14 protein-coding genes are annotated in these 12715 nt (G+C 64.7%); 11 read left to right on the top strand and 3 right to left on the bottom strand.

All coding sequences use genetic code 11. From position 1 onward, the window contains the following. Positions 1-5 precede the first annotated feature (5 nt). Genes EOHIBHHM_RS17115 through EOHIBHHM_RS17105 form a run of 3 tightly spaced genes read left to right on the top strand, consistent with a single transcriptional unit; the run spans position 6 to position 3359 of the window. Positions 6-941: a 1,4-dihydroxy-2-naphthoate polyprenyltransferase gene (locus EOHIBHHM_RS17115; protein ID WP_497252729.1), complete on the top strand. Its 936-nt coding sequence runs from the start codon at positions 6-8 to the stop codon at positions 939-941. Next, on the top strand, positions 942-2045 hold the full coding sequence (locus EOHIBHHM_RS17110) for an enolase C-terminal domain-like protein (protein ID WP_497252727.1): 1104 nt from the start codon (positions 942-944) through the stop codon (positions 2043-2045). A gap of 57 nt (positions 2046-2102) precedes the next feature. Then, positions 2103-3359: an HAD family hydrolase gene (locus EOHIBHHM_RS17105; protein ID WP_497252725.1), complete on the top strand. Its 1257-nt coding sequence runs from the start codon at positions 2103-2105 to the stop codon at positions 3357-3359. Positions 3360-3447: 88 nt separating this feature from the next. Here EOHIBHHM_RS17105 and EOHIBHHM_RS17100 read toward each other — a convergent pair whose 3' ends face one another. Together EOHIBHHM_RS17100 and EOHIBHHM_RS17095 are read right to left on the bottom strand one after the other, a co-directional pair. After that, positions 3448-4011 (bottom strand): hypothetical protein, encoded by a 564-nt coding sequence (locus EOHIBHHM_RS17100; RefSeq protein WP_497252723.1) that lies wholly within the window; start codon positions 4009-4011, stop codon positions 3448-3450. Then, positions 4012-4584, bottom strand: coding sequence for a DUF7344 domain-containing protein (locus EOHIBHHM_RS17095; RefSeq protein ID WP_497252721.1), 573 nt, complete (start codon positions 4582-4584; stop codon positions 4012-4014). Between the two features lie 467 nt (positions 4585-5051). Here EOHIBHHM_RS17095 and EOHIBHHM_RS17090 point away from each other — a divergent pair, with 467 nt between their 5' ends. The 6 genes from EOHIBHHM_RS17090 to EOHIBHHM_RS17065 all read left to right on the top strand — a co-directional run bounded on the left by EOHIBHHM_RS17090 (position 5052) and on the right by EOHIBHHM_RS17065 (position 9730). Then, positions 5052-5702 (top strand): hypothetical protein, encoded by a 651-nt coding sequence (locus tag EOHIBHHM_RS17090; protein WP_497252719.1) that lies wholly within the window; start codon positions 5052-5054, stop codon positions 5700-5702. Positions 5703-5748: 46 nt separating this feature from the next. After that, positions 5749-6300 carry a DUF1102 domain-containing protein gene (locus EOHIBHHM_RS17085; protein WP_497252717.1) on the top strand — a complete coding sequence of 184 codons (552 nt, stop codon included), beginning with the start codon at positions 5749-5751 and terminating at the stop codon, positions 6298-6300. 64 nt (positions 6301-6364) lie between these two features. Then, positions 6365-7528 (top strand): signal peptidase I, encoded by a 1164-nt coding sequence (locus tag EOHIBHHM_RS17080; RefSeq protein WP_497252715.1) that lies wholly within the window; start codon positions 6365-6367, stop codon positions 7526-7528. Positions 7529-7581: 53 nt separating this feature from the next. Next, positions 7582-8742 (top strand): DUF5305 domain-containing protein, encoded by a 1161-nt coding sequence (locus EOHIBHHM_RS17075; RefSeq protein ID WP_497252713.1) that lies wholly within the window; start codon positions 7582-7584, stop codon positions 8740-8742. Between the two features lie 117 nt (positions 8743-8859). Next, complete coding sequence (locus EOHIBHHM_RS17070; protein WP_497252711.1) at positions 8860-9321, top strand: luciferase domain-containing protein; 462 nt, start codon at positions 8860-8862, stop codon at positions 9319-9321. A 55-nt stretch (positions 9322-9376) separates the two neighbouring features. Continuing rightward, positions 9377-9730, top strand: coding sequence for a DUF5658 family protein (locus EOHIBHHM_RS17065; RefSeq protein ID WP_497252709.1), 354 nt, complete (start codon positions 9377-9379; stop codon positions 9728-9730). Positions 9731-10202: 472 nt separating this feature from the next. Here EOHIBHHM_RS17065 and EOHIBHHM_RS17060 read toward each other — a convergent pair whose 3' ends face one another. Next, a complete protein-coding gene (locus tag EOHIBHHM_RS17060) occupies positions 10203-11390 on the bottom strand; it encodes a hypothetical protein (RefSeq protein ID WP_497252707.1) in 1188 nt (395 codons plus the stop codon). Between the two features lie 262 nt (positions 11391-11652). Here EOHIBHHM_RS17060 and EOHIBHHM_RS17055 point away from each other — a divergent pair, with 262 nt between their 5' ends. Then, a complete protein-coding gene (locus EOHIBHHM_RS17055; protein WP_497252705.1) occupies positions 11653-12228 on the top strand; it encodes a DUF7344 domain-containing protein in 576 nt (191 codons plus the stop codon). A 74-nt stretch (positions 12229-12302) separates the two neighbouring features. Continuing rightward, a complete protein-coding gene (locus tag EOHIBHHM_RS17050; protein ID WP_497252703.1) occupies positions 12303-12659 on the top strand; it encodes a DUF5658 family protein in 357 nt (118 codons plus the stop codon). Positions 12660-12715: the final 56 nt, after the last annotated feature.

The following is a 12715-nucleotide window of genomic DNA, read 5'->3' as shown; positions in this document are numbered from 1 at the left end:
GGGTAATGAGTACGCAGGAGATCTCCCGGACGAAGGCGTGGGTGATGGCCGCCCGCCCGCAGACGTTGCCGGCGGCCGCCGCACCCGTCGTCGTCGGCGTCGGACTGGCGCTCCACGACGACGTGTTCGCCTTCCTGCCGGCACTGGCGGCGTTCGTCGGCGCGGCGCTGATCCAGGTGGGTACGAACTTCGCGAACGACTACTACGACGCCGTACAGGGTGCCGACACCGAGGATCGACAGGGGTTCACCCGCGTCACCTCCTCGGGGCTCATCGAGGCGAACGAGGTGAAGCAGGCGATGTATCTCACCTTCCTCGCGGCCATCGTCGTGGGGAGCTACCTGGTCTACGTCGGCGGCGTCCCGATCCTCGTGATCGGGCTCCTGTCCGTCGCCAGCGGCATCGCCTACACCGGCGGCCCGTACCCGCTTGGCTACCACGGGCTCGGCGACCTGTTCGTCTTCGTCTTCTTCGGCGTCGTCGCCGTCGCCGGAACCTACTACGTGCAGGCCGCCTCGGTGCTCGCCGACCCGTTCCCGGTCGGCGTCCCGCCGGAGACGCTCCCGCTCGTCGCGGTCGTCGCCAGTCTCCCCGTCGCCGCGCTGTCGACGAACATCCTCGTCGTCAACAACGTCCGCGACAAGGAGGAAGACACCAAGACCGGCAAGCGCACGCTCGCGGTGCGCTTCGGGTACACCTTCAGTCGCGTCCAGTACGTAGGTCTGCTCGCGCTCGCCTACGCCGTCCCGCTGTACTTCTGGGTGAGCGACCAGTTCGACTGGACGGTGCTCCTGCCGTTCCTGTCGCTCCCACTCGCGGCGAAGGTCGCGAAGACGGTCGCTACCCGGACCGACGGCGAGGCGCTCAACCCCGCACTCGAACAGACCGGGCAACTGCTCGCGCTCCACGCGCTGCTGTTCGCCGTCGGGATGGGGGTCTGAATGGACGCACTCGACCTCCGGGAGTTCGCACTCGACCTCCGGACACCCCTCGGAACCGCGAAGGGTGAGATCACCGAACGTCGCGGCCTGCTCGTCGGCGTCGGACGCGAGCGCGCCGACGGTAGTCCCGTCCGCGGCGTCGGCGAAGCCGCGCCGCTCACGCCGTGGACCGAGTCCTACGACGACTGTGCCGCATCGCTCCGAGCGCTATCCGAGCGGGAGGAGGGAGACGAGGGTAGTGACGGAGACGAAGAGCCTACGGGCGACAGCGACGGCCTGCTCGACGGTCTCGGCCCGGCCGCCCGCCACGGCGTCACGCTCGCGGCGACCGACGCGGCGGCACGGGCGGCCGACGTCCCGCTTGCCGAGTACCTCTCGACCACGGGTGCCGACGACGCCGCCGAGACCGTCCCCGTCAACGGGACCGTCGGCGACGGATCGGTCGAAGAGACCGTCACGGCCGCCGAGGAGGCTGTCGCCGACGGTTTCGACTGTCTCAAGCTGAAGGTCGGCGCGCGCGACGTCGACGCCGACCTCGACCGACTCCGTGCCGTCCGCGAGACCGTCGGCGACGAGGTGACGCTCCGGGCCGACGCGAACGGGGCGTGGACGCGCGAGGAGGCCGACCGAGTCGTCGACGTGCTGGCGACGCTCGACTTCGCGTACGTCGAACAGCCGCTGGCGGCCGACGACCTAGCGGGCCACGCCGACCTCCGCGGCCGCGGCGTCGACGTCGCCCTCGACGAGTCGGTCAACCGTGTGGGCGAGTCACCCCGCTCGCTCGACGACTACGCCGACGTCGCGGTGCTGAAGCCGATGGCACAGGACGGGCCGCGGGCGACGGTCGCACTCGCCCGTCACCTCCGGTCGCAGGGCGTCACCCCCGTCGTCACTACGACCGTCGACGCCGTCGTCGCTCGTACCGCCGCAGTTCACGTCGCCGCCGCAGTACCGGACGTCCCCGCGTGTGGACTGGCGACGGCCGACCTGCTCGCCGCCGACCTCGCGGACGACCCCTGCCCCGTCGTCGACGGCTCCGTCTCGGTTCCGCAGGGGCCTGGACTCGCGGGCGACGCGTTCGACTCGCTGCTCCGACGTGAGTGAGTCGCCACAAATTGCGCTCCCCGTCGGGTTTATCCCGCCGCACCGTCCTTCTCGGCTATGGAGCGGTACGACCTTCTCTACCGACTGTACGACGAGTTCGACACCCAGACGCTCCGGGAGTACCAGGACTTCGTGGACGTCTTCCCGCCGGTCGACTCGCGGGTCGCACTCGACCACTGGCAGGACGCGAGCGACGAACTCGAGGCGCGAAAAGACGAGATCCGAGGGGCGTTCGCGACGGGCGGCACCTTCGCCGAGGTCGCCGCGCGAGCCAACCGCGAACAGGCGTTTCGAGCACAGGATCTCTACTCGAAGTACGGCCGCGCGGTCAACGCGCTCGTGCTCGACGTCGACGAGACTCTCCGGTCGGCGGGGAGCACCGACAACGAGATCCCCCGAGAGACGCTGCACGTGCTCACCGAGTTCCACGAACGCGGCGTCCCCATCGTCATCTGTACCGGGCAGACGCTGGAGAACGTCAAGGGGTTCGCCATTCAGGGGCTCGGCAACGAACTGGTTCATTCTGGCGACGTGAGCATCGTCTACGAGGCCGGGACGGGCGTGTTCACGCCCGGACACGGCTCGCAGACCAAGCAGTTGCTCTACGAGGAGCTGGACGTCGAGATCCGCGACGTGTTCGACGAGATCCGCTCGCGAGTGTTACCCGACGCTCCAGACGACCTGCGACGAGGTGTCCACCTGCAGGGCAACGAGTTCAACATCACGCTCAAACCGAACTTCGACATCGGTTCGTCGAAGGCCGAGACGGTCATCGACGAGGGTCTCGTCTACCTCGTCGACCTCCTTGCGGAGGCGCTCGCCGGCGTCGACACCGCAAACGGCGACGTCGACGCCGACGACGCCCGGGAGTGGGCGCGGGCGTACTACGCCGACGCCGACCCGGAGATCCGCGAGGTGCTGGAGTCGGAGGGCGAGGTCGCCGAGGCCGACGTCGCGGACGTCCCCGACGAGGTCCGGGCGCTGTTCGACCGCATCGACGTCGCCTACTACCACGCCGACGCGGCCGAGATCGGGTCGCTCGAACTCAACAAGGTCGCCGGCGTCGAGGCCGCACTCGACGTCCTCGACGTCGAGGACCCGTTCGTCGCCGTCATGGGCGACAGCAAGTCCGACCTGCGGGTGATGGAGTGGGCCGCGGAACACGACTACGGCATCGCCGCCGCTCCGGACCACGCCTCGCGGGACGTGCTCGACCACGTGATGGACACCGACGAACTCGTCTTCGACCGCGGGAAGTCCGCCGAGATGCTCCGGACGATCTACGTGCTCAACCTGCTCGCGAAACTCGGCTGAGCGTCGAGCGGACGGACGGGTCTCGGTGACGTCACGAGGGAGCTCAACGGAGTCGCTGGCGGTCTCACTCGGTCGTCGCTACTGGTCTCTATTGGGACTCGACGCCGAGCGAACAGCCTGTGCTCGGGACCACGTCTCGGGTGACGGCCGCCTCGAACCCGGCGGCGACGACCTCCACGGTCACGGACTCGGCGGGTGTCGCGAAGGCGACGTGGAACACCCGCGAGTCACCGACGGAGACCGGCCCGTCGCGACCCGGGTCGTCGCGGGGAGCGTCCGAACTCCGGATGGAGACGTCGAACTCCGCGGTGTACTGGTTCGTCACGCGGACGTTGACCGCCGAACCGTCGGGAGCGGCGCCGTCCGCCGTGGGTCGTTCGGACTCGTCCCCGGCAGAGTCACCACCGGCCCCGACGGGAGCGTTGCCGGCCCCGGAGGGTGCGTTCTCACTGGCCTCGTTCGGTGTGCCCGACCCGCTCGCTCCGGCGGGGACCGGACAGACGGCGACGCCGACGTAGGACTCGTCGTCGTCGACGACGGCGACGTCGACGTCGCGCTGGGCGTCGACCGACGCGAACCCGGTCGTCCCGACGGTGACGGAGACGACCGCGAGGACGGCGAGCGCCAGCGAGAGGAGTTTGAGCGACGACATCTATCGTGTGACCTCCGGCGGACCGTCGCCCGATCCGAGAGTCCGGGAGTAGTATCGGTGTGTGAGCGCGGAGACGGTGAAGGCGACGACGACGAAGATCGACCACGTCAGGTCCGGGAGCAGCGTCAACGGCCAGGCGTCCACGCTCGAGGCAGCCAGTAGCGCGGCACTGACCGCCGACAAGCCGAGGTAGTACTCGCTCCACGGGATTTCCGACCCGCTGACGACCTCCATGTAGACTTCGACGTCCGAGAGCGTCTCGGTCGGTTCGACCACGCCGCGACGCTTGTCGAAGTCGACGACCCCCGCGTCGTCCATCTTCGGCAGGTGCGACTGCTGGAGCGCGGTGTAGACGCGCTTGCGCTGGCTGTGGTTCACCTCCTCGAGGTCGACGTCGTACTCCCAGGCGGCGACGCGCTCGGCGAGCGTCCCCAGCTCGGTCGGCGACTCGCCGCTCTTCAGCGCGTGGACCGCGTACCGCCGACGCCTGTTCGAGAGCACCTCGAACAGCTCGTCCTCCCCGACCTCCGGCGACGCATCGGACTCCCTCGACTGCTGTGATGTCGTCGACACGTTACACAGTTCTATCAATTATAGCTAATAAACGTTCGCACTCCGACAGTCGAACCTCGAAGCGGAGACCGTTCGTCTAGGAATATCGATCTCCGTCACGTACCCGTGTTTTCGGCTGTCTCTCACATAACATTTTCAAATGTTCTTCCAATCTAATCGTACATAGAATTCAGAAGTACCAGATACCTTATTATATTGGCGGCGAGACGGCGATCGCTCGGCGCAGAAAGCAGTGGTTATCCCGTTTAGGCGGTTCTTACGCCGTCACACCCGCGAACGCGGACGGCGAGCGTCGACTTCAGGCGAGGCCATCCGGTCTCAGAGACAGCCATCCGAGGCGACGGTCGTTACAGCGTCTCCCTGAACCCTGTTCAGCCGTGTCAATACAATCACCCTTCCCCCTCTTGAGGTGAGTAGGTGCTCCCCGGCAGTGGAGGGGGCGCACGACCAACGAGGCAAGAACCACAATGCAACGACGCAAGTTCCTCGCAGGTGTTGGATCGCTCGCGGCCGGCTCGGCCGCTGCAATGGGTACGGGTGCGTTCTCCGCAGCAAGCGCATCACGCGCAATGTCGGTGAACGTCAAGGGCGACAGTAACGCGTACCTCGGAATCTCCGGTGACCCGGACTACACCGAGGAGACAAGCGGAACGCTCGAGATCAACCTCGACGGGAACGGTGAGGGCAGCGGTCTGAACGGTGACGCGACGACCGAGTTCACGGACCTGATCAAGGTCACGAACCAGGGAACCGACGACGTGCTGGTCTGGCTCAACCTGAACGTGCTGAACAACCAGCTCAGTGCTGGCTATGTGACTGCATACCTGTCCATGGAGAACTACGGTGCAGGTATGGACGGCGGTGACGGTACGAGTTCGGGTCAAGGTACCAGCGGTGCTCCTGGCCAGTGGGGTGTGTTCGTGGCACCCGGTCAGACCGCCGAGATCGCACTCGGATTCTACAACATCCCGGCCGACGACATCAACTCGATCTACGAGGCAGACATTGACGTGAACGCGGCAGCCGCAGACTCTGAGTACTTCAAAGACGTCGTCCCCAACTACACGTTCCCCGATAACAGTGGTCCCTCCGTCAGCTACATCTCTGGTGGGAACTGAACGATAGTTTCCCGTACACACATTTGATTAGCAGAGATGTTCAAGCATGAGACGTAGACAGTTCGTCGCGGCGGGGCTCACCCTGAGTGCAGTGAGTGGCGTCATCGGAACCGGTGCGTTCTCGACCGTCGACAGCGAGCGCACGGCGACGGTCAGCATCGAGAACGACGACGACGCCTATCTACGGCTGACGCCGGTGAACAACGACTACGTCACCAGAGACGACGGACTGCTGGAGTTCCGTTTCGATGGCGACTACCCGACGTACTTCGGCGATTCGAACCCCGGCGGTGGACTGGGCAAAGACTCGGTCTACGAGTTCAGCGAACTGTTTGCGGTCGAAAACCAGGGGACGAACGACGTTCGGCTGTTCGCTGAATACGGAGAGAGTGCCATGGAGAACGTCGTCGTGTTCGACACGCACTCTGCGGACGACGAGGCGCTGAGCGAATCGAACCCGACTCCAGTGCTCGGACCTGGAGACAACCGGTTGCTGGGAATGCGAATCGACACTCACGGTGTCGAAATCGGGACGTACTCCACCAGTATCACGATAGTCGCCTTCGCCGAAGACTCCGAGATGTACGGCAATGAGTGAATAGTCAATATCTCTCTCGTCGACACGTTTTAGTCGACAGACACGACTCGGATAGACGCTCTCGATGACGCCACGACGCGCTCTCACGATAACCCTCGAACTCGTCGTCCTCCTCGTAGTCGCTTCCCTGTTGGTCGGCCAACTCCTCGGCCAGCCCGTCCTCCTGAGTTTCGTCGAGACCGGCAGCATGGCGCCGACGATGGAGCCGGGAGACGGGTTCGTCGCCGTCCCCTCGGCGGTCGCCGGCGAGGTCGACGCCGGCGACGTCGTCGTCTTCCGCGCCGAGGAGGTCGGCGGCGGCGGGCTGACGACTCACCGCGTCGTCGAGGAGACGCCGGAGGGGTACGTTACGCAGGGCGACGCCAACCCATTCACCGACCAGGACGGCGGCGAGCCGCCCGTTCGGGACGCCCAGATCGTCGCCGTCGCGTGGACCGTCGGGGAGAGCGTCGTCGTGATCCCCGAGTTGGGGACGGTCGTGATGGCGATACAGGGTGCGCTCGCCGGGGCGCAGCGGTGGATCGCGGCGACGGTCGGCACGCGGTCGCTACTCGGCACGCAAGGGCTGACCTACCTGCTGGTCGCGCTGTCCGTCGTCGGCTACGTCGTCGACTGGGCGCTCGACAGCGGTGGGCGACGACGCGAACGGGACACCAGTCGCGGACGGACCGGACTCTCCAGTCGACTGCTGCTGCTCGGGCTGGCGAGCGTGCTGGTGATCTCCGCGACCGCGGCGATGGCGGTCCCGGCGGGGACACAGGAGTTCGGCGTCGTCAGCGCCGAGTTCGAGTCCGACCGCCCGACCGTCATCGAGCAGGGGACGTCGTCGACCGTCGACTACCGCGTCTCGAACGCCGGGCTCGTCCCGGTGTACGTCCAGCTGGAGTCACCCGGCGACGACGTCGACGTCTCCCCGCGCTGGGTTCGGGTGGGAGGGAGAGACGAATCCGTCGCCGACATGACGCTGCACGCTCCACCCGAGACGGGATACTACCGGAACTACGTCCACGAACACCGGTATCTCGCGGTGCTCCCGCTGCCGGTCGTCCAGTCGCTCGTCGAACTCCACCCCTGGCTCCCGGTCGTCGTCGTCGACGCGACCCTCGTCGTCGGCGTGTTCGGACTCGGAGGGCTGTTGCTCGACGATGGCCGGATCAGGATCCGGCGACGAGAGAGTCGCCACAGTCGGTCGACGCTGTGGCGAACTCTCCGGAAACTCTACCGGTGACGAATTGTCATGTGCATCAGATATTTGGCAGCCGAACACAGTTTGCTCGATAGATGACTGCTAGGAGCCTCCGTCTCAGGGCGCTCGTCGACCGCTGGTTCGGGATACTCGTCGGGCTGTTCGTGGTGCTCGCGGTCGTGGGAGCGTACGGGTCGTACGTCGCGTACGTCGCACCGGAGACGACGACCGAAGAGCGGGTCGTCGGACAGACGTCGGTCGACGGGGAGTTCGCTCACTCGGCGACGGTGACGCGGGAGAACCCCGTCTTCTCGACCGGGACCGAACTCGAGAACCGTTCGGCCTACTTCACCAGTGCCTCGCCGGAACTCGACGGGTCGTACTCGGTCGCGTACGACGCAGCCGACGCACGAAACGTCTCGGTCGGACTCGACAGCAAACTCGTCTTCAACGCCTCCGGCGACGAGAGAGAGACGTACTGGCGGGTGACGGAGCCGCTCGGACAAGAGAGCGCGACCGACCTCCGGGCAGGCGAGTCGGTCAGCGTCCCGTTCGCCGTCAACGTCTCCGCTGTCGACGGCCGGCTGACGCGCATCGAGGAACAGCTAGGTGACGTACCCGGAGAGACGTCCGTACACGTCGCCGTCGACGTGGAACTGGCAGGAACAGTGAACGGAGAGCAGGTCAGTCTGACGTTCACTCGACGACTACCGCTGTCGATCGACGGCGGTGTCTACACGGTCACGCCGTCGACGGCAGCGCCGGAGACAGTCCAACAGACCGAGACGGTGGTCGTCCCACAGGAGTACGGCCCGCTCTACACGCTCGGTGCGCCGCTCCTCCTCGTTGTCTCGCTCGGGGCGTTGGGAGCAGTGGTGGCCGCCCGAGGACGAGGCGTCGCCTCGTTGACCGACGAGGAACGTGCGTACCTGAACTATCTAGACGACCGGCGAGAGTTCTCCGAGTGGTTGGCACGGATCCGACTCCCCCCGGAGACGCTCGAACGTCCGCGTGCGGAGGCCGAGTCGCTCTCCGATCTCGTCGACTTCGCGATCGACGCCAACACCGGTGTCGTCGAGTCGCCGGACGGAGACTCGTTTTTCGTCGTCACCGACGAGTGTCTAGTCACCTACGAACCGCCGAGGGTTCCAGACGGCGTCCGAGCGGACGAACGTCCGGTGTCGACGGGGGGCGTGACGAGCGGGTCGACGAACGGTGGACCGACGGCGGATCAGGCCGACCCGGGCGACGACTGATCGGATCGACCCGGACGTGCGTGAGCGTCCGACGGTCGTGATCCGAGGTAGCATACGACACGATTATCGTGTTCACGCGCGTATCCTCTACGAACGGAGAGGGAGGACAGAAGGAAGATGTTCAGTGCGAAGGTCGTAGAGTTCCCCGAGTACGTCGTCCGCCGAGTCGACGACTGGCCGGACGTCCAGACGATCAACTCCGACGACGGTGTCGAGCTGCGAGTCGGGGGTTCGACGCTCGGTGTCGTCCACGAGGTCGGCGTCGTCGACCTCGCGTTCAGCCCCGCGATCCGCGACCAACTGTTGACCGAGGGACGCGCCGACCGCCACCGCACCGACCCCCGGTCGTCGTGGGTCTCCGTGCAGATCCGTACCGGCGAGGACGTCGCCGACGCCCTCTGGCTGCTTCGGTTCGCGTATCTGTGTCGGCTGCAGAGCCTTTCTCTCAGTCGAGCGAGTACGATCACTTCGGAAGCCGAACTCCAGCGAGATTTCGATGAGCTCGGTCTTTCCCCCAGTTTGCAGGTTCTGACTGCCTGTTCTACCCACCCGTCACGAGACATTGCACAGCCTTTGTAGGTAGTAGATTGACAGATGTGCGTATTCTTTATGTTGGTAGTTGGATTCAGTCGTGATGACAGATAGGATGTTCTCGCTCGACGAAACAGGGTTCCACGAAAGAGAGTTCACGCGCCTGTGGCTGCTCGCGACGGGAGCGTTCGGCGTTGGTGACACTGTAACTACTATTGCACTGATCAGGTACAGTGAGAGAGTTGTCGAAGGAAACCCGGTACTCAGGGTGACAGTGGAACAGTTCGGTCAGGTGGGTCTCGTCGGATTGAAGCTTTTCGCGTTCTTCGCGTGTCTAGCACTGTGTTTAGACGCTGCTCGGGCGGGAGACAAGCTATGGTATTACGCACCACCAATCGTGTTGACGCTGGCTGGTTGTTTTACAACAGTCTACAACATTCGACTGATGATCGGCTGAAAAATCGCAGCGGTCAGTCCGCAGTCGCGTTCGTCTCACCGGTTACGACAAGGCCTGGTGTGGCGCTTCCATCGGCCCCGGTGATTTCGTCACCGGTACGACCGCCGCCGTCCTGACTCGAGTCATTTCGGTCCTGCGCTTCGCTTGTCGGATGGGGCGACGTCGGTTCGGACGGTGATTCGGTCTGTCGCGGGTCTTCTCCATCCTCAGCGTTCGCGTTCCCGGACGACGTCGAGCTATCGTCCGGTTCGTCCGGCAAACCATCCCCGTCGTTGATTCCAACTTGACCGGCGGGATCGGGTCCCGGCGTGACACCGGTATCTGAGAACACCGGAACGATGTACCCGAAACCAGTACCGAGGACGACTGCTCCAGCTACGAGAACTCCGATGATGTTTCGCTTCGTCAGTAGCGGCATAAGCCGCATCAGCGTTCACCCCTGCCGTCCTCGTTGGTGGGCATCGAACGATCCTCAGTTCCCGCGGGCGCTGACGTCGACTTGCTCGCCGTCAACCACCAACTTCGCCGTACTCGCGTCAAGTTCGACGTACTTGCCGGCACCGTTCGGCCCTCGGTTCGGGTTGTTACCGTTGTCGACTTCAGAGTGCGGGTAGCTGTAGCGGCCGCCTTCGACGACGCCCGAAACACGGTCACGCGGGTCGTCTGCGCTGACGAGCGTGAAGTGGATGCTGCCGTCCGCGTTCATGTTGTCGATACGCCACATGTCCTTACCCGTAGACCAGACGAGGCGGAGGTTCTGCGGGCTGCCGCCACCAGATGCGCCGGCGTTGGTGTCGCCCTGCACACCGACTTCTGCCGCCTCGTTCGTCGTCTCGACGATGAACGAGGTAGTGGAGACGGAGATCGCGGGGTGGTTCGCGTTTGCTTGGAGTTCGTCGTACGGAATGGACGTCTTAGGACTGTCAAAGTTGCCCTCGTCGTACATCACGAGCGGGCTGTAGTCGTCGCGGTCTTCGTCGGAGAGGCCGAAGCCGTCGAACGAGCTGCTGTTGCTGGGTGCGTGAAGCGTCACGGTGTAGCGGACGTCGACACGCGTGCGGGCCGTGCTGTCGTCGTCCTGGTTGTCGAAGACGTCCGAGGAACCGGTCGCGCCGTAGTAACCGTTGACCGCGCCCGGGAGGTCGTCGACGATCTCGTTGTCGTTGTCCTCGTCGACCTGGCCCAGACTGGTGCCGCTGAGGTAGCTGTCCGAACTCGGAACCGTGCTGTAGTCGGGCTTACCGAAGTCGTTGAACAGCGTGATGGGGCCCCAGCCGTCCGAACCGGTGTCGTAGAAGCCAGCCGTCCCCGGTGCGGACTCCGTGACGGTCCCCTCGGTGTCGTTGTTGATCCACGGCGTCGCACGGAAGACCGGCGACCACTCGCCAGCCTCACCGGCCGCGCCACGTGCGCGGGCCTCGACGAGCACGCGAACTTTCCCGACCGCAGTGTCGAAGCCGTCCCACTCCACGCGGAAGGAAGGCGAGATGAACAGCTTCGAGAGGTCACCAGTGTCGTTCGAGAGCGAGACTTCGTTCGACTCGAAGTTCGTCGTGAGTTGTGCGGAGCCGCGCTGTGAGAACGCGGCGATGCCGCCGAATCCAAGTGCACTTGCGGTGCCGATACCAGCGAACGTCTTGAGCAGGTTACGTCGTTGCATTGTGGTTCTCGTGCGTCCCGGTTGTCCGCGACGCCTTGCTACACCCAAGGAACGAGACCCCCATTATCATAAGCAGACAGAAAGGTATGCAAGACCGAACAGAGGAGACACAGTTCGACCCAGAGACGTCACAATCGGGGTCAGAGACGGTTACAAGACCTCCCAGAACACGCCGTAACGACTCGTTATTCGGGTATAATCAAATAATTGGACAGTCTTTCCTGTCGAAAGTATAATATGGTTGAGCGATAGAGATGTAGGTATGGCTGAAGGGGAGGCAGTCAGACGGAAGCGAAGCGAGGAGGGAGTGTCGACGGGGGAGGTGTTTCAGACGCTCAGCAACCAGCGTCGACGGTTCGTCGTCCACGCGCTCCAGCAGGAGGGAGGGCCGCTGGAGCTTCGGAACCTCTCGACGCAGATCGCGGCCTGGGAGAACGACAAGGAGGTCCGCGCCGTCGACTCCCAGGAACGTCGGCGGGTGTACAACTCGCTGCAGCAGGTCCATCTGCCGCGGATGGACGACGACGCGCTCGTCGAGTACGACAAGCGGTCGGGAACGATCCATCCGACGTCCGACATCGGCGACCTCCAAGTGTACCTCGAAGTCGTCCGCGGACACGACATCCCGTGGAGCACGTACTATCTCCTCTTGGGTGTCTTCTCCGTGCTGTTCGCGGGGGCGGCGATCGGAGGTGTCCCGCCGTTCGCGTCGCTTCCGCCACTCGTGGTGGCGCTCGTTCCGGGCGTCCTACTCACCGGATCCGGGGCGGTACACCGGTACGTCAATCGGAAACGCCAACTCGGACGCGAGGGTCGGCCACCGGAGTTAACGCGGTAACAGCACCGTCACAGAGAGACCACCTCGTCGACCACCCTCCGAAGCTACTTGTACGATCGACATGAATCGCGGTCGTGAACGTCGATACGAGTCTCAGTCTGGAGGAGACGCCGTTCGAGGAACGCGAGTTCACCCGACTGTGGTTCGCCGCAACCGCGACCTACGGCGTCGGCGACGTCGTCACCACTATCGCTATCATCCAGTTCAGTACGCGCATCGCAGAGGGCAACGCGCTGTTGGCGTCCGTCGTCGACGCCTACGGACAGGCGGGGCTCGTCGGACTGAAGCTCGTCGCCTTCCTCGTCTGCATCGGCGTCAGCCTCCTCGGTGCGGACGACGCCGACCGACTGCTGTACTATCTCCCGCCGGTACTGTTAACGTTCGTCGGGTCGTTCTTCACCGTGTACAACCTCCGACTCTTGCTGGGGTGAGCTTCGGGCGGTAACGCCTGACTCGCCCGTCTCCAAAGTTTTACTTTGCGTCGAGT

It is taken from the genome of Halogranum roseipondis (assembly GCF_059695585.1).
This window is presented reverse-complemented; position numbering and strand designations above follow the sequence as displayed.

Coding starts and splice junctions, on each gene's coding strand:
- EOHIBHHM_RS17070 (WP_497252711.1), top strand. CDS start 8,860: ATGTTCAGTGCGAAGGTCGTAGAGTTCCCCGAGTACGTCGTCCGCCGA.
- EOHIBHHM_RS17075 (WP_497252713.1), top strand. CDS start 7,582: ATGACTGCTAGGAGCCTCCGTCTCAGGGCGCTCGTCGACCGCTGGTTC.
- EOHIBHHM_RS17085 (WP_497252717.1), top strand. CDS start 5,749: ATGAGACGTAGACAGTTCGTCGCGGCGGGGCTCACCCTGAGTGCAGTG.
- EOHIBHHM_RS17090 (WP_497252719.1), top strand. CDS start 5,052: ATGCAACGACGCAAGTTCCTCGCAGGTGTTGGATCGCTCGCGGCCGGC.
- EOHIBHHM_RS17065 (WP_497252709.1), top strand. CDS start 9,377: ATGACAGATAGGATGTTCTCGCTCGACGAAACAGGGTTCCACGAAAGA.
- EOHIBHHM_RS17110 (WP_497252727.1), top strand. CDS start 942: ATGGACGCACTCGACCTCCGGGAGTTCGCACTCGACCTCCGGACACCC.
- EOHIBHHM_RS17060 (WP_497252707.1), bottom strand. CDS start 11,390: ATGCAACGACGTAACCTGCTCAAGACGTTCGCTGGTATCGGCACCGCA.
- EOHIBHHM_RS17055 (WP_497252705.1), top strand. CDS start 11,653: ATGGCTGAAGGGGAGGCAGTCAGACGGAAGCGAAGCGAGGAGGGAGTG.
- EOHIBHHM_RS17100 (WP_497252723.1), bottom strand. CDS start 4,011: ATGTCGTCGCTCAAACTCCTCTCGCTGGCGCTCGCCGTCCTCGCGGTC.
- EOHIBHHM_RS17080 (WP_497252715.1), top strand. CDS start 6,365: ATGACGCCACGACGCGCTCTCACGATAACCCTCGAACTCGTCGTCCTC.
- EOHIBHHM_RS17115 (WP_497252729.1), top strand. CDS start 6: ATGAGTACGCAGGAGATCTCCCGGACGAAGGCGTGGGTGATGGCCGCC.
- EOHIBHHM_RS17105 (WP_497252725.1), top strand. CDS start 2,103: ATGGAGCGGTACGACCTTCTCTACCGACTGTACGACGAGTTCGACACC.